The organism is Streptomyces scabiei 87.22, from assembly GCF_000091305.1.
Classification (GTDB): Bacteria; Actinomycetota; Actinomycetes; order Streptomycetales; family Streptomycetaceae; genus Streptomyces; species Streptomyces scabiei.
The window spans coordinates 4,601,085-4,616,493 of the sequence record NC_013929.1; the positions used below are offsets into that span (position 1 = coordinate 4,601,085).

Consider the following 15,409-nt stretch of genomic DNA (forward strand, 5'->3'; position numbering starts at 1 on the left):
CCCGTGTCAAACGGGAAAAGCCCGCAACGGCCACTCGAACGGTAACCCGACTACCGCCATTCCTGCCGCCCGGCGTGTGCAGCGACCCTTTCGGGGAGTATGCGGAGCGTCACATCTCGGTTACCTCGCACGCCCGTCGGCCCCGGCCGCCCGGCCCCTCTCAGACGCGGGTGAGGCACCACGCGCCGAGCACGAGGGCGGTGACCGCCGTGCCGCTCGCGAGCGACGCCGACAGCGCCGGGCGCACCCCCTGGGCGACCGGCTCACCCCGGCGCAGCCGCGACACGGTCCACAGCAACAGCGCGCCCCCGAACAGGGCGAACACCCCTCCCACGAAGATCGCCGGTCCGCTCTCCATGTCCCGTCCTCCCACCCCTCGACCACCCCGGGACGGGAGGCTGGCACGGACGGGCGGCGGGCGCGCGAACCCGAGGTGAACGCGAGGCGTACCGTCCCTCAGACCGAGCCGGGTGTGCGTATCTTCCCGGTCGTCTTCGACACGTCGGCGTTGCGCACCGTGCACACCACCTTGCTGAAGCCCTTCTTCCATTCGTCCTTGTCGGACACCCATCCCGACACGATGAGCTCGGTGCCGGGCGCCCAACTCGACTCGAACCGGTTGGTGCACAGCTTTCCGCCTTCGGCGAGGGCGCCGTCGAAGGTCATGTTGGCGGGCGCCTGGACCGAGCCGACGACCTGGTCGGTGTGCGCTTCGGCACAGTCGGTCAGCGGGGCGTCGTACCCCTCGTCGTCCTCCCTGGTGGTGTAGTCCCAGCAGTCGCCGACGGCCATCTGCGTGGGCCACAGGTTCATGCCCACGTCCCTGAGCCGGCCCACCTCGCCGCCGATCGGGACGTGCCTGCCGAGGACGAGGCACGCCGTACCGCCCTTGGCCGTGGTGAAGCCCTCCTTCGAGGGGACGAGCGCGTAGACCCCCGCGTCGGGCAGGGCCTCGGCGATCGTGTCCGCCTGCGCGGCGCAGCGCCGCGCGCCGCCGGCCTTCGCGTCGGCGTGGTCCGAGGCCCGCTCCACCGCGACGACCTGGCCGTCCGGCCAGTCCTCGGCGCAGTCGACCACGCCGAGGTCGGGCACCGAGTCGAACGCCGTGCCCGTCCAGACCGCCTTCACGCAGTCCCCCACCTCCAGCGGTTTCTTGAGGGCGGCCTGCTCGCCGTAGGGGTACTCCGAGCCCGGCTGCGGCTCGCGCTCCTTGGACGTGTCGGAGCCTCCGGTGTCCTGATCGCCCGAGAAGTGGATCGCGGCCCAGGTCCCGCCGCCCGCCACCAGCAGCACGGCGACCACGATCCCGACGATCGCCGCCGCGGGCGTCCTGCGCCGGGGCCCACCGGGCGGCGGTCCCCCGGCCGTGACGGTCGGGAACCCCGCGTTCCCGGCCGCGCCTCCCCCGTACGGGTTGTAGCCGCCGTAGGGACCGCGCGGCTGCTGCCCCTGCTGCCACGGGTCGTACGCCCCCGGGCCGCCCGCCGGGGTGTGCGGGGTGTTCGGCGCGGCGGGTGACGCGCCGGGGGTGTGCGGGGCTCCGGGAGCCTGCGGCGCGTACGGCGTGTGGGGGGCGCCCGGTGTGTTCGGGGTGTACGGCGACTGGGGTCCGCCGGGCGTGTTCGGGGTGTACGGCGACTGGGGTACACCGGGCGTGTTCGGGGTGTACGGCGAATGAGGTGCGCCGGGCGTGTTCGGGGTGCCGCCGAGGCCGTGCTGACCGGCGGCGACGTACCCGGGCGGGGCGCTCGCCACGTACCCCGGGGGCGCACCGGCGGCGCCGTGTCCGCCGGGCGTACCCGGGGTGCCGGGGGCCGGACCGAAGGCGCCGGGCGGGGACGCGGGGGTGGCTCCCCAGCCCGGCGTGGCCGGTTCACCGCCCGCTCCGGCCACCCGCTGCAGTCCGCGTGCCGCCGCCTCCGGCGACAGCCGGCGCACCGGGTCCTTGATGAGCAGTCCGTGCAGGACGGAGGCGAGTTCACCGGCGCGGGCGGGCGGTGTCGGCTCCTCTCCGAGCAGGGCGGTGAGCGTCGCGTACTCGCCGTGCCGGTCGAACGGGCCGCGGCCCTCCACCGCCGCGTACAGCGTCGCGCCGAGCGAGAACAGGTCGGCGGCCGGGGTGGGCGGCTCGCCCCGCGCACGCTCCGGCGCCAGATATCCGGGGGTGCCGAGGATGCCGGCGGTCGCGGTGAGCCGGGGCTCGCGGGACTCGGGCTGGAGGGCGATGCCGTAGTCGGTGAGCAGCACACGGGCGTAGAGGTCGCCCGAGGCGTCGGCGGCCAGCAGGATGTTGGCCGGTTTGACATCGCGGTGCAGGATGCCGATCCGGTGGCCCGCGGTGAGGGCGTCGAGGACGGCGAGCCCGATCCGGGCGACCTGCTCGGGCGCGAGCGGTCCCCGCCGGCGTACGACCGCCTGGAGGTCGATCGCGTCCGGCACGTACTCCATGACGATCCACGGCAGGCCCTCGTGCAGCACCACGTCGTGGACCGTCGCCACATGCGGGTGTCCGCGCAGCCGCGCGGCGTGCCGGGCCTCGCTACGGGCCCGTGCAATGCGCTGGGCGGGCTCGGTCGCGTCGACCGGGACGTCGGGCAGGGAGATCTCCTTCATGGAGACCTCGCAGGCCAGCTCCTCGTCGTACGCGAGCCAGACCCGACCCATGCCGCCCGCGCCCAGAGTGCGCAGCAGCCGGTACCGGTTGTTGATGATCCTGCCCTGGCCCTGCTCCGGCTCCCCAGCCATCGCGACCCCCCGCTCCCCCAGAGACAGCGCGTGCCTCCCCCGAGGACACGTCGAATCCGTCTCTTGAAAATAGCTTCGCACGCACCACTGACAGGAGCCCTTTTACGTATCAATCCAGACACAAGGAGTACATGCGCTCCAGGGATGCTCATACGCCCCAGAGGTCACAGGAAGGGGCGCAGCGCGGGGCACCGGTACGGTCACCGGACGGTCCGGAAATCGTCACCGGGCGCGCGGACCCGGCGCGATGACGACGAATGGACAGGCGGCAGCGGCAGGCGGCAGGTCACAAGTGGCAGACGGCAGACGGCAGACGGCTCACCGGACCGGTTCGAGGAACCCCTGTTCGACGAGGAGCCGGATCTGACCGGGCGTCCGGTCGCGCAGCGCCACCGCGTCCTCGCCGACGAGCTGGGCGATGGCGTCCAGAATCCGCCCCGCGCTGAGCGTGCCGTCGCACACACCGGCGAATCCCGCGCCGACCGTGTCCACCTTCGTGGCCCGGCGCATGCCCCGGTTCTGACGCAGCACCACGTGTTCGGGGTCCTCGGCACCGGGCAGCCCGACCTGCTCCTGGACGACCTCGGTGGTCAGCCGGAAGTGTGCGGCGAGGAGCGCCGCGTCGTCGTTCGACCGCAGGTAGTCGACGCGCGCGAAGTGCTGCCGCACCGCCTCGCCGAGCGGTTGTTCGACCGGATGCGGCCACTCCTCGATGGTGATCGAGGGAGCGGAGTCCGCGGCCGCCGTCTTCCGCAGCGTGATCCACCCGAACCCGACACCCTTGACCTTCCGCGCCTCGAACTCGTCGAGCCACGCGTCGTACCGCGCCCGGTACTCGGCCACGTCACCGCGGTGGTCTCCCGCGTCCCGCAGCCACAATTCCGCGTACTGCGTGACGTCCTGGACCTCCCGCTGCACGATCCACGCGTCGCACCCGCGCGGCACCCAGGACCGGAGCCGCTCCTGCCAGTCCTCGCCCTCCACGTGCTGCCAGTTGGCGAGGAACTGCGCGAACCCGCCCTCGTTCAGGCGCTCCCCCGACTGCGCGACGAGCGTGCGGCACAGATCGTCCCCGCCCATCCCGCCGTCGCGGTAGGTCAGCCGCGCGCCCGGTGAGATCACGAACGGCGGATTGGACACGACGAGGTCGTACCGCTCGTCGGCCCGGACCGGCTCGAAGAGCGAGCCCTGGCGCAGATCGGCCGCCGGCACACCGGAGAGCGCCAGCGTGAGCGCCGTGATGTGCAGCGCGCGCGGGTTGAGATCGGTGGCCGTCACGCGCGTGGCGTGCCGCGTGGCGTGCAGGGCCTGAATGCCGGAGCCGGTCCCGAGGTCGAGCGCGGAGCCGACGGGCGTCCGCACGGTGATCCCGGCCAGGGTCGTGGACGCGCCACCGACCCCCAGCACCACACCCTCGTCCCGGCTGCCGATCCCTCCGGCCCCGCCGACCGCGCAACCCAGGTCGGACACGATGAACCAGTCCTCACCGTCGGGTCCGCCGTACGGGCGTACGTCGACGGCGGCGGCGATCCCGTCGCCGTCCGCACCGGCGGGAACGAGCCAGCCACTCTCGACGCACGCGTCGAGCGGCAGCACGGCCTCCACCCGGGCACGGGGAACCGCCTGTTGCAGCAGGAACAGGCGTACGAGCGCCGCCAGCGCGGTGTCCCCGCGCGTCGCCCTGAGCGCCGGCACGACCTCACTGCGCGCCAGGGCCGCGTACGCGGAGGCACCGAGCAGTTCGAGAAGCCCGTCGGCGGTGAATTCGGCACCGATCAGCGCCTTCCGAAGCCGCGCGGCGACGTCGGACCGGTCGGTGGAGGGCAGGGAAGACAGGCTGGAGTCACTCACGCCGCCCAGCGTAGTCGCGCGGCGCGGCGCCGCTCGGCTGCCGACGACCGCGCCGCAGTCCGCGCCGACGTCCGCGCCGCCGTACGGCCGCGGCAGTTCAGCAGCGGCCGGGGCGGACCCCCGCTCAGCCCTGGCTGGACGTGGCCGGTACGGACGGGATCCCGGGGGCGGTGGCGGACTTGCAGCTCGGCTGCTCGGCCATCGCCTGGCCCACCTCGCCCTGCTCCAGCTCCTTCAGCGCGTCGCTCCCGGTCTTGCTGAGCTTCTCCAGCTCGGTGGCGACCCCTTCGAGACCGTCGGCGAACTTCGCCTGGTCCTTGGTGTTCAGCGCGTCCGACTTCTTCTTCAGCTCGCCATAGGCGGCGGACAGCTGGTTCAGCTCGGCGACGGCGGCCTTCTGCTTCTTCGCGCCGTCCTCGACGTCGGGCGCCCCGGCCCGCTGAATGGCCGTGGCCATCGCCTTGTACGCGTCGGAGATGTCCTGGAAGCCCTGCGAGTCGGCCTTCTGCACGTCCGCCGGAGCGCTGTCGTCCGAGGTCTCCTTCTGGATCGAGGCGTTGGCCGCCGCGATCTTCCTGATCTGCGGCTGCACGGAGTCACAGACCTGCTTGGCCCAGGAGTTCAGCTTGTCGTTCGTCTTGTCGTCGCTGCTGCAGCCGGACAGCGCCAGTACCAGTACCGCACCGCCGGACAGTGCGGCAGCGAGCTTCTTGTTCACCGGATCGGTCCCTTCCATGGCTCTCGGCCCCGGAACATACACGCCACATGGGTGGCAGCTGTGTGCCGAGCACCCCCAGTGCACCCTTTTGTAACCATTTGCACCAAGAGAGAGAAGGCTCACGGAGAACGGGCGACAGGAACGCGAGCGGGCGGGCGACGTGTCAACGCACGTCGCCCGCCCGCCCTTTGAGCTGGGCCCTCGCAGGTCCGGTCCGGCTCTCGGCCCGGCGCCCGGTCAGGAGACCGGGCCGAGGCCTTCTACGAAACCACCGCCGGGTCCGCCGAATTGGCCACCCGCTCGGCGTTGCCCTCGTCGCCCACGGCGATCCCGCGCCGCTTGGACACGTACACCGCCCCGACGATCACGGCGATCGAGACCACCGCGATGGCGACGCGCAGCGCGACGCTCTTGTCCTCGCCGTAGCTGAACTGGACGACCGCGGGCGCGATGAGCAGCGCGACGAGGTTCATCACCTTCAGCAGCGGGTTGATGGCCGGTCCCGCCGTGTCCTTGAACGGGTCGCCCACGGTGTCGCCGATGACGGTCGCGGCGTGCGCCTCGCTGCCCTTGCCGCCGTGGTGGCCGTCCTCGACGAGCTTCTTGGCGTTGTCCCACGCACCACCGGAGTTGGCGAGGAACACCGCCATCAGCGTGCCCGTGCCGATCGCGCCCGCGAGATACGCCCCCAGCGCCCCGACGCCGAGCGTGAACCCGATCGCGATGGGTGCCATGACGGCGAGCAGACCGGGCGTGGCCAGCTCCCGCAGGGCGTCCTTGGTGCAGATGTCGACGACCCGGCCGTACTGCGGCTGCTCGGTGTAGTCCATGATCCCGGGCCGCTCGCGGAACTGCCGCCGCACCTCGTAGACCACCGAACCGGCCGACCGCGCGACCGCGTTGATCGCCAGCCCCGAGAAGAGGAAGACGACCGCGGCGCCCGCGACGAGCCCGACCAGGTTGTTGGGCTGCGAGATGTCCATCATCAGGTTCATGGGCGCGCCTTCGCCGGAGACCTTCTCGCCGACGTCGTTCGCGGCCGTGAGGATCGCGTCGCGGTACGAGCCGAACAGCGCGGCGGCCGCGAGGACGGCCGTGGCGATGGCGATGCCCTTGGTGATGGCCTTGGTGGTGTTGCCGACGGCGTCCAGGTCGGTGAGCACCTGCGCGCCGGCGCCCTCGACGTCGCCGGACATCTCGGCGATGCCCTGCGCGTTGTCGGAGACCGGCCCGAAGGTGTCCATGGCGACGATGACGCCGACCGTGGTGAGCAGGCCGGTGCCGGCCAGCGCCACCGCGAACAGCGCGAGCATGATCGACGTACCGCCGAGCAGGAACGCCCCGTAGACGCCGAGCCCGATCAACAGCGCGGTGTAGACAGCCGATTCGAGTCCGATGGAGATGCCGGCGAGGACGACCGTGGCCGCGCCGGTGAGCGAACTCTTGCCGATGTCCTTCACGGGACGCCGGGTGGTCTCGGTGAAGTAGCCGGTCAGCTGCTGGATCAGCGCGGCCAGCACGATGCCGATGGCCACCGCGAGGACGGCGAGGACCCTTGGATCGCCGTCGTGGCCCGCGATCGCCGTGTCCGTGACGCCTTCGAGGTCGGCGTACGAGGACGGCAGGTAGGCGTAGACGGCGACGGCGACGAGGACCAGCGAGATCACCGCGGAGATGAAGAAGCCGCGGTTGATGGCCGACATTCCGCTGCGGTCGCTGCGGCGGGGTGCCACCGCGAAGATGCCGACCATCGCGGTGAGCACGCCGATCGCGGGAACGATCAGCGGGAACGCGAGCCCGGAGTCGCCGAACGCGGCCTTCCCGAGGATCAGCGCGGCGACGAGGGTCACGGCGTACGACTCGAAGAGGTCCGCCGCCATGCCCGCGCAGTCGCCGACGTTGTCGCCCACGTTGTCGGCGATGGTCGCGGCATTGCGCGGGTCGTCCTCCGGAATGCCCTGCTCAACCTTGCCGACCAGGTCGGCGCCGACGTCGGCGGCCTTGGTGAAGATGCCGCCGCCGACACGCATGAACATGGCGATGAGGGCGGCCCCGAGACCGAAGCCCTCCAGCACCTTGGGCGCGTCGGCCGCGTACACGAGGACCACGGAGGCTGCCCCGAGGAGCCCGAGGCCCACGGTGAACATCCCGACGACGCCGCCGGTGCGAAATGCGATCTTCATCGCCTTGTGCGAGACGGCGGTGAGATCCTTTTCCGGTTCTCCTTCCGCCGGTGTCGCTTCCCGGGCCGCCGCGGCGACGCGCACATTGCTGCGCACGGCGAGCCACATACCGATATAGCCGGTGGCCGCCGAGAACGCCGCGCCGATCAAGAAGAAGACCGAGCGGCCGGCGCGCTGATTCCAGTCGTCCGCGGGCAGCAACAGCAGCAGGAAGAACACGACCACGGCGAATACACCGAGCGTGCGCAACTGCCGGGCCAGATAGGCGTTGGCGCCTTCCTGGATCGCCGTCGCGATCTTCTTCATGCTGTCGGTGCCCTCGCCCGCTGCGAGCACCTGGCGTACCAGGACCCCGGCGACGGCGAGCGCGGCCAGGGCGACGAAGCCGATCACCAGAACGATGATCCGGTTGTCGTCGGTCAGTACCGCGGCTGCGAAGTCCGTGGTCTGGTCAAACCTTTGAGGGGTAGAAAGCCCCGCCATTCGTCCTCCTTGACGCTTGGGCTGAGCTCAAGATGTGGACGGATTGTAGGGAGGAGATCCCGATCAAAACAGTGCACGGCAAGCGGAATTGGTCTTCACATGCCCGCCAGCAAATGATCCGCGCGCGACCACGCTACTCGAAAGAAGTAACGCCTCAAAGGCATTGACGCTTGATCAATTATCGCGTGAATGATCGTGAATTCCTTCACGAATTCCGGTGTTCCGATGAACGGTGATCGGAATAAAAGCCGGAAAAAAGCGAAGGGCCCTGCTCAGCAGGGCCCTCGGCGGTATTACTTGAAGTTGAGAAGATCGGAGCGGTCGAAGGAACGATCAGGGCAGTACGACGACCGACGGTGTCGTCGGCCAGGTCATGCGGATCAGTCCGCCGTGCTCCCCCGCCGAGACCTCGACGTCGTCGACGAGACCACTGATCACCGCGAGGCCCATGTCGTCCTCCTCGATGTCAGCGTCCACGTCACCACCGGCGCCCGACGACTTGTCACCGGGCACGGCGTGCGGTGCCTCGTCCCCGACCTCGATGGAGAACTGCTTCTCCTCCTCGATCAGCGACACCTGCACCGGCGCCGAGATACCGCCGCTCTGATGGAGTCCGACGGCACGGGTGCACGCCTCGCCGACGGCCAGCCTGACCTCGTCGAGAACGGCCTCGTCCACTCCGGCCCTGCGCGCCACCGCTGCCGCCACCAGTCGGGCGGTCCTGACGTGCTCGGGCAGCGCGCTGAAGCGGAGTTCAACGGTGGCCATGCATCCCCCTCGGAACTACGGGCGTGCGGTCGGAGGGCCGGGCCCACGGGCCCGGTCCCCCTCACTTGTCTCTTGCCGTACCGGGCGCCGGCCCGGACGGGCGCGATCAGTCGGTGGCCGCCACCGCTTCGTCGACCGAGGTGTGAATCGGGAACACCTTGGTCAGACCGGTGATGCGGAAGATCTTCAAAATCCGCTCCTGGTTGCACACCAGCCGCAGCGAGCCCTCATGGGCCCGTACGCGCTTCAGGCCGCCCACCAGCACGCCGAGCCCGGTGGAGTCGAGGAAGTCGACGCCCTCCATGTCGACGACGAGGTGGAAACTCCCGTCGTTGACCAGCTCGACCAGCTGCTCACGCAGCTTGGGCGCGGTATAAACGTCGATTTCGCCACCGACCTCGACGACCGTACGATCGCCGACAGTACGGGTCGACAGGGACAGGTCCACGGATCCTCCAGCACCTTGCTATCGAGCGTTCGCCCCTCGGGACACCTCGGCTTGAAAGCCCCCGGGACGGTTCGCCAGCCGCGATGGCATTCAATCACTTACCGGCAGGCGTGCACGACGCCTTGGCTCCATTGTCCGTCACGCCGGTGACACACTCGATGCCGATGGCCAAGAATCACCGATCCGATCGATCCCCGACGGACACCGCTTCCAGCCCCTCGCCGGGCACAGTCCTGGACCGGCTCGCCTCGGGGCCGAGCCGGGCTTCGCGCATCACTCATACGGAGCATGTGCCCCCACGTGCGGGCCGCCATGCCGTCTGGCCCGACCGGATCCGGCCGGAAGTGCTCGCCGCCGTCCAGGCCGCCGGAATCGAACACCCCTGGGCCCACCAGGCACGCGTGGCCGAGCACGCGTTGGACGGCGAGTCGGTCGTCGTCGCCACCGGCACCGCCTCGGGCAAGTCGCTGGCCTATCTCGTCCCGGTCCTGTCCCGCCTCCTGGACGGCTCCGAGGCCCCCAACGGCCGCGGCGCCACGGCGCTCTACCTGGCGCCCACCAAGGCTCTCGCGGCTGATCAGCGCCGCTCTGTGAAGGAATTTTCACAACCTCTGGGAAACGCCGTCCGCCCGGCCGTGTACGACGGCGACACCCCCGTCGAGGAACGCGAATGGGTGCGCCAGTACGCCAACTACGTCCTCACCAACCCCGACATGCTCCACCGCGGCATCCTCCCGTCCCACCCCCGCTGGTCCTCCTTCCTGCGCGCCCTGAAGTACGTCGTCATCGACGAGTGCCACACCTACCGGGGCGTCTTCGGCTCCCACGTCGCCCACGTCCTGCGCCGCCTGCGGCGTCTGTGCGCCCGTTACGGCGCCGAGCCCGTCTTCCTGCTGGCCTCGGCCACCGCCGCCGAGCCCTCGGTCGCCGCGCGCCGCCTCACCGGTCTCCCGGTCACCGAGGTCGCGGACGACGCCTCACCCCGCGGTGAACTGGTGTTCGCCCTCTGGGAGCCCCCGCTCACGGAACTCCACGGCGAGAAGGGCGCGCCGGTGCGGCGCACCGCGACCGCGGAGACGGCCGACCTGCTGACCGACCTGGTCGTGCAGGGCGTCCGCTCGGTAGCCTTCGTACGCTCCCGGCGCGGCGCCGAGCTCATCTCCGTGATCGCCCAGGAGCGCCTCGCGGAGGTCGACCGCTCCCTCGCCCGGCGCGTCGCCGCCTATCGCGGCGGCTACCTCCCCGAGGAACGCCGCGCCCTCGAACGCGCCCTTCACTCCGGCGAGCTCCTCGGCCTCGCCGCCACCACCGCCCTCGAACTCGGCATCGACATCTCCGGCCTGGACGCCGTCCTCATCGCCGGCTACCCGGGCACCCGCGCCTCCCTGTGGCAGCAGGCCGGCCGCGCCGGACGCGCCGGCCAGGGCGCCCTCGCCGTCCTCGTCGCCCGCGACGACCCGCTGGACACCTTCCTGGTCCATCACCCCGAGGCCCTGTTCGACCAACCGGTGGAATCGACCGTCCTCGACCCCGACAACCCCTACGTCCTCGCCCCCCATCTCTGCGCCGCCGCCGCGGAACTCCCCCTCACGGACGAGGACCTCCCCCTGTTCGGACCCGCCTGCGAGGAACTGCTGCCGCAGCTGGAGGCCGCGAAACTGCTCCGCCGCCGCGCCAAGGCCTGGCACTGGACCCGCCGCGAGCGGGCCGCCGACCTCGCCGACATCCGGGGCCAGGGCGGCCGGCCCGTCCAGGTCGTCGAGACCGGCACCGGCCGGCTCCTCGGCACGGTCGACGCGGGCGCCGCCCACACCACCGTGCACGAGGGCGCGGTCCACCTGCACCAGGGCCGTACGTACCTGGTGCGCGAACTGGACCTGGACGACTCCGTCGCCCTCGTCGAACAGGCCGACCCGCCCTACTCGACCGTCGCCCGCGACACCACCGCCATCTCCGTCCTGGAGACGGACACCGAAGTCCCCTGGGGCGACGGCCGCTTGTGCTACGGCTCCGTCGAAGTCACCAACCAGGTCGTCTCCTTCCTCCGTCGACGCCTCATCACCGGTGAGGTGCTCGGCGAGTCCAAGCTCGACCTCCCTCCCCGTACGCTGCGCACCCGCGCGGTCTGGTGGACCGTCACCGAGGACCAGCTCGACGCGGCCCGCATCAACCCCGAGATCCTCGGCGGCGCCCTCCACGCGGCCGAACACGCCTCGATCGGCATGCTGCCGCTCTTCGCAACCTGCGACCGCTGGGACATCGGCGGCGTCTCCGTCCCGCTCCACCCGGACACCCTGCTGCCGACCGTCTTCGTCTACGACGGCCATCCGGGCGGCGCGGGCTTCGCCGAGCGCGCCTTCCACACCGCACGCGCCTGGCTCACCGCCACCCGCCAGGCCATCGCCTCCTGCGAGTGCGACGCCGGCTGCCCGTCCTGCATCCAGTCCCCCAAGTGCGGCAACGGCAACGACCCGCTGCACAAACGGGGCGCCGTACGCCTGCTGACCGAACTGCTCCGGGCTGCCCCCGACACTCCGTCGGCGGACCGGACGCCCTGAGGCGCCGGGCGGGTTCCCGGGCCCGGGTTCCGGGTCGACCCGGGTCACGGACCCGGGTGGGTTACGGCACCTGACGACTCGGGGCCGTGGCTGCCCGCAGGCCGCCGCCGTGTGGGTGACCGCACAGGTTTCCCGGTCCCGCCCTGCGCGGTGGCCTGTACGACCCTTCAGCGGCTCTCCAGAGGCCCTCCAGCCCTACCCCGAGGCTCTCGGGCCCGATGGGACCGGTGAGCCGGGTGCGACCGGTGGGCCCGCCCTGGCCCTGGCCTCGGCGGTGAGGGGCCCCAGGTCCGAGACCGCCGTGACGTCCGAGATCTCCCCCTCGACCTCGCACCGCACGAGTCCGCCGCCCTGCGCCCTCGCCACCCGCCGCGCCGTCGCACAGGCCCCCGCGCTGCCCTTCATCCAGTGATCGGCGGCGGCGAGGGCCGCGAGGTCGGCCGCCGCGGCCGCCTGATGCCGGATCACCACGGCCTGCCCCAGCATGAGTACGGCACCGAAGACGGCACACAGCGCGGCGATCGCACCGACCGCCCAGACGGTCGCGGATCCTCTGTCCGACCGGACCGACCTGGCTGACCGAACCGACCGGACCGATCTGGCCGGCCTGGGCGGACAACCCGACCTGGCTGACCTGGCTGACCTGGCCGACCCGGCCGGACAGCCCGGCCTGATCGACCGGTCCGGCCAAGCGGGCCGGGACCGCCCGTAGAGCCACGAGGACGTGCTCACCCGGCCCTCACCCCCTCCGTGCCGGCCGCCCCCACCGTCTCCTCCGCCAGCGCCACAGCCGCATGGCTCACGTCGATGCCCAGCCCGTCCGGCCCCGGCACCGGGGCCGAGACCATGACCCGGACGAGGTCACCCTCCCGGCTCACGGTCACCTCCGCCCCGTCCGGCGCCGTGTGCCGCGCGGTCGCCACGACCGTGGCCGACGGGTCCTGCCGGGCTGCCGACCGCGCGCCGGCCCGGGCGGCGTCCACGACCTGGATCTGCGCGCAGGCGGCGAACAGTCCCCACACGAGCGCCGTCGCGACCAGCACCATCCCGGGGAGGACCATGGCCGCCTCGGCCGTCACGAACCCGCCGTCGCCGCCCAGCGCCCCGCCTCGCCCCCGCCCGGCGCGCCGCTCAGACCCCGCCATTGAGGGCCCGCCCGACGATCTGCTGCAACTCCTCCTGGACCTGCCCGCTGGTCACCACCTTGTAGAGCACCGCAGCGAAGGCCACCGCCGGGACACTTATCTAGTGCTGTCAAGTGTCTCTACAGGTCAACTTATTGGAGAGGCGTAAGGCAAGTTAGGCATGTGGGTCTGCCCACGAGAACGGACAGCACTCGCGAGATGGAGGGGCGCCGAGGGCACCTGCCGCGACGAGCCCGTCGTGGTCCAGCGCCCCGAACCGGAGCACGAGGCACCGGCCGTCGAAGTCAGCGGACACGGAGTCGAGATGTGACGCACGATCTGGAGGGCCCGCGTTGGCGGGGCCCTCCAGCATGGTGCCGATCGATCAGACGTACCGGTCGACGGGTTCGGCCGCGTACGTGCCGTCAGACAGTTGAACGTTGGTCAGCTCGAACCGTTCCGGTCCTCGCCCTACGTCACGACGAATGATGGTCCCCGCCCGGCGGGTGGTGAGGTGCACAACCGGGCTCCCCGTCCGGGGCCGTGCTGTTGAGCAGGGTGTACCGGCGTGGGCGAGTCGCCAAGTGACCACTGCGCCCAGGCCTCGCCAACATCGTCGACGCCAAGCAGCATGACCGGCAGTCAACTTGATGGAGACGCTCCGGCAGTCGGTGCGTGAGGCACACACCGGCCGGGGCGAGTCCTAGGAACCTCCAGCTCGAAGGTGAGCAGAGTTCTTCCGCGCGAGGTACCGGTGTGGTTTGCCGCACATCAGGAGTGTCAGACCCACCCGGTAGGCTTCGCCGCTGCTCTTGGTCGGCAGCAGGCAGGACGCGTCTTTGGTCAGGCCCCGCAAACGACTGGTGGCGGCCCTAAGGAGCCGCCACTCTCACGTTTCGAATGTTCACTCGCTACCACATTCCCACAGCTCAGAGGCTATCTCTACTGGTCGGGGCCCTCTGGGGAACCACCCCCGGAGGGCCCCGACAAGCTGTCGCTGGACCGGCCAAGGCACAACTTCAGCTCTGTTGAATGTAACGGTGGACCCTGTAGATCCATTCCCTATTCTTCGGGGGTGTCGACTGCTACCCGCAAGTAATCCCCTTTTTCTAGGGAGAGTGCACTTGCGTGCTACCCGCTGTGGTGCAGGTCCGCGAATCCCTTGCCCAAGGGTGACATTTCCGCGACGCGGAGCCCGTGCTATATCCTGCTCGATCAAGAGCGGCCCCTTCTTTTGTCGACCTAACCACTCGGCCAGGGGTCCTCTTATGTGACTTATTCAGCTGGACCGGCCAAGACACAACTTCAGAAGGATCGAAGGAATGGACTTCCTTACGGCTGCGGTCATGATCGTCGCGATCACCGCAGCGACCGCCGTACTCGTCGTCAAGACCCTGTCGTCCACGCCCGCGCGCATCGCGGCCGTCCTCGCCGCGGTAGCCGTGCTGTTCGCCGTCATCCCGCGCATCGTCGAGCCACTCTCCCCAGCGCAGCCGACGCCGACCACCACCGTGACCATGGCGCCCGCCGAGCCCGGCGGCACCGCCGCGCTTTCTCCGGGCGCCGAGCCGGGCACTGCCAACCAGGGGGGTGTCCTCTGATGGGCCAGGCCCCTGCCGGGTTCGCAGACAACTACTTGCGCACGCGTACGCGCAGGCCGCAGCGCATGGTCCTGGGCAACTCGGTGTATGCGTTCGACGAGGAGACGGGGCGCGTCGAGCACGGGCTCTCCGGCTCCCGCGCGGTTCGTGAACTCATCGACCTCAACCCCTTCCTGTCCGAGCTCCCCCGGGGTCTCCGCCACGAGTTCGTCAACGCTGCGGTGACCCGATCGAGCAGCCGAAACACCCAGTTGAGGGGGTCCGCCGGCGCTATGGTCCACGTCGTACTGTCCGGCTGCGTGTACGAAGAGTCCGAGTACGGCGAGGACGCGACGGTGCGAATCCATGGCGCCGGAGCCGTGCTCGGGATCACGGAGATCTTCAACCCCGATCTCCACGCTCCCACCGCTCGCTGCCTCAACAGCACGCTCACCTTGGGACTTCCGCTCACACGCATGCGGGGCATCGCCGAGGGGAACCCTGCCGTATCGGTCGCGCTCTCCAAGGTACTCACGGACCAACTCGTGACGGGCGAGCGGGTCTACGGCCGTCGCAGCCTTCTCCCCGAGGAACGGCTCGCCGGTCTCTTCGTCCACCTTCTCCATCGGTGCGCCGTCCCCTGCGTGCGATACGGCCGCATGATCGAGGGCCCGTCGCAGACCGACATCGCTGACGCACTGTCCATCAGCTTGGCCACCGTCGAGAACGCCCTCAAGACTCTTCGCCGCAAGGCCTTGGTCGTCACCGGATACCGCCAGTACCGCTTCCCTGACGAGCGGGAGCTGGCCTCGTTCGGCAAAGTCCGAAGGCCATCCCAGACCGTCACGGGATCCGTAGAGGAAGTTCGGTAGTCAACATTCCGCTTACCCGCTCTCGGAAAACTATTTCCGGGGGCGGGTTCTTATTGTTCGTCGTTCGATCGCTCCTGAT

Annotated in this window: 14 protein-coding genes; 4 read left to right on the forward strand and 10 right to left on the reverse strand. The window is 70.5% G+C overall.

Annotated elements, in window-relative coordinates; all coding sequences use genetic code 11:
- Positions 1-160 precede the first annotated feature (160 nt).
- From SCAB_RS19410 to bldG, 7 genes are all read right to left on the reverse strand, one after another.
- Positions 161-358 (reverse strand): hypothetical protein, encoded by a 198-nt coding sequence (locus SCAB_RS19410; RefSeq protein WP_013001772.1) that lies wholly within the window; start codon positions 356-358, stop codon positions 161-163.
- A 98-nt stretch (positions 359-456) separates the two neighbouring features.
- On the reverse strand, positions 457-2,745 hold the full coding sequence (locus SCAB_RS19415; RefSeq protein ID WP_013001773.1) for a serine/threonine-protein kinase: 2,289 nt from the start codon (positions 2,743-2,745) through the stop codon (positions 457-459).
- Between the two features lie 318 nt (positions 2,746-3,063).
- The gene (locus tag SCAB_RS19420) at positions 3,064-4,596 is read right to left on the reverse strand and encodes a DUF7059 domain-containing protein (RefSeq protein WP_013001774.1); all 1,533 of its coding nucleotides are present in this window, start codon (positions 4,594-4,596) and stop codon (positions 3,064-3,066) included.
- A gap of 124 nt (positions 4,597-4,720) precedes the next feature.
- Complete coding sequence (locus SCAB_RS19425) at positions 4,721-5,332, reverse strand: hypothetical protein (protein WP_013001775.1); 612 nt, start codon at positions 5,330-5,332, stop codon at positions 4,721-4,723.
- A gap of 242 nt (positions 5,333-5,574) precedes the next feature.
- Positions 5,575-7,980: a sodium-translocating pyrophosphatase gene (locus SCAB_RS19430; RefSeq protein WP_013001776.1), complete on the reverse strand. Its 2,406-nt coding sequence runs from the start codon at positions 7,978-7,980 to the stop codon at positions 5,575-5,577.
- A gap of 333 nt (positions 7,981-8,313) precedes the next feature.
- Positions 8,314-8,748 (reverse strand): ATP-binding protein, encoded by a 435-nt coding sequence (locus SCAB_RS19435; protein ID WP_013001778.1) that lies wholly within the window; start codon positions 8,746-8,748, stop codon positions 8,314-8,316.
- Positions 8,749-8,854: 106 nt separating this feature from the next.
- Positions 8,855-9,196: an anti-sigma factor antagonist BldG gene (gene bldG, locus SCAB_RS19440; RefSeq protein ID WP_005475923.1), complete on the reverse strand. Its 342-nt coding sequence runs from the start codon at positions 9,194-9,196 to the stop codon at positions 8,855-8,857.
- A gap of 83 nt (positions 9,197-9,279) precedes the next feature.
- Between bldG and SCAB_RS19445 the strand changes: the two genes are divergently transcribed.
- A complete protein-coding gene (locus SCAB_RS19445; protein WP_013001779.1) occupies positions 9,280-11,754 on the forward strand; it encodes a DEAD/DEAH box helicase in 2,475 nt (824 codons plus the stop codon).
- Positions 11,755-11,949: 195 nt separating this feature from the next.
- Here SCAB_RS19445 and SCAB_RS19450 read toward each other — a convergent pair whose 3' ends face one another.
- The gene (locus tag SCAB_RS19450) at positions 11,950-12,276 is read right to left on the reverse strand and encodes an Rv3654c family TadE-like protein (RefSeq protein WP_060878555.1); all 327 of its coding nucleotides are present in this window, start codon (positions 12,274-12,276) and stop codon (positions 11,950-11,952) included.
- On the opposite strand from SCAB_RS19450, the gene SCAB_RS48555 reads away from it, so the two are divergent.
- Positions 12,239-12,466: a hypothetical protein gene (locus SCAB_RS48555; protein ID WP_046773834.1), complete on the forward strand. Its 228-nt coding sequence runs from the start codon at positions 12,239-12,241 to the stop codon at positions 12,464-12,466. The two genes, SCAB_RS19450 and SCAB_RS48555, sit on opposite strands and share 38 nt — an antisense overlap.
- Positions 12,467-12,482: 16 nt before the next feature.
- Here SCAB_RS48555 and SCAB_RS19455 read toward each other — a convergent pair whose 3' ends face one another.
- Complete coding sequence (locus tag SCAB_RS19455; RefSeq protein ID WP_013001781.1) at positions 12,483-12,899, reverse strand: TadE family type IV pilus minor pilin; 417 nt, start codon at positions 12,897-12,899, stop codon at positions 12,483-12,485.
- The gene (locus SCAB_RS45015; protein ID WP_231885089.1) at positions 12,886-12,984 is read right to left on the reverse strand and encodes a DUF4244 domain-containing protein; all 99 of its coding nucleotides are present in this window, start codon (positions 12,982-12,984) and stop codon (positions 12,886-12,888) included. Before SCAB_RS45015 ends, SCAB_RS19455 begins: the two co-directional genes overlap by 14 nt.
- 1,216 nt (positions 12,985-14,200) lie before the next feature.
- Between SCAB_RS45015 and SCAB_RS19460 the strand changes: the two genes are divergently transcribed.
- Positions 14,201-14,479 (forward strand): hypothetical protein, encoded by a 279-nt coding sequence (locus SCAB_RS19460; protein WP_013001784.1) that lies wholly within the window; start codon positions 14,201-14,203, stop codon positions 14,477-14,479.
- Positions 14,480-14,544: 65 nt separating this feature from the next.
- Entirely contained in the window at positions 14,545-15,330 is a 786-nt protein-coding gene (locus tag SCAB_RS19465; RefSeq protein ID WP_193789216.1) for a Crp/Fnr family transcriptional regulator, read from the forward strand.
- The last annotated feature ends 79 nt before the right edge of the window (positions 15,331-15,409 follow it).

What these genes read in the sequence shown, in the direction of transcription:
- SCAB_RS19410 (WP_013001772.1), bottom strand. Translation starts at nt 358, where the DNA reads ATGGAGAGCGGACCGGCGATCTTCGTGGGAGGGGTGTTCGCCCTGTTC.
- SCAB_RS19415 (WP_013001773.1), bottom strand. Translation starts at nt 2,745, where the DNA reads ATGGCTGGGGAGCCGGAGCAGGGCCAGGGCAGGATCATCAACAACCGG.
- SCAB_RS19425 (WP_013001775.1), bottom strand. Translation starts at nt 5,332, where the DNA reads ATGGAAGGGACCGATCCGGTGAACAAGAAGCTCGCTGCCGCACTGTCC.
- SCAB_RS19430 (WP_013001776.1), bottom strand. Translation starts at nt 7,980, where the DNA reads ATGGCGGGGCTTTCTACCCCTCAAAGGTTTGACCAGACCACGGACTTC.
- SCAB_RS19435 (WP_013001778.1), bottom strand. Translation starts at nt 8,748, where the DNA reads ATGGCCACCGTTGAACTCCGCTTCAGCGCGCTGCCCGAGCACGTCAGG.
- SCAB_RS19445 (WP_013001779.1), top strand. Translation starts at nt 9,280, where the DNA reads ATGGCATTCAATCACTTACCGGCAGGCGTGCACGACGCCTTGGCTCCA.
- SCAB_RS48555 (WP_046773834.1), top strand. Translation starts at nt 12,239, where the DNA reads ATGAGTACGGCACCGAAGACGGCACACAGCGCGGCGATCGCACCGACC.
- SCAB_RS19455 (WP_013001781.1), bottom strand. Translation starts at nt 12,899, where the DNA reads ATGGCGGGGTCTGAGCGGCGCGCCGGGCGGGGGCGAGGCGGGGCGCTG.
- SCAB_RS19460 (WP_013001784.1), top strand. Translation starts at nt 14,201, where the DNA reads ATGGACTTCCTTACGGCTGCGGTCATGATCGTCGCGATCACCGCAGCG.
- SCAB_RS19465 (WP_193789216.1), top strand. Translation starts at nt 14,545, where the DNA reads ATGGTCCTGGGCAACTCGGTGTATGCGTTCGACGAGGAGACGGGGCGC.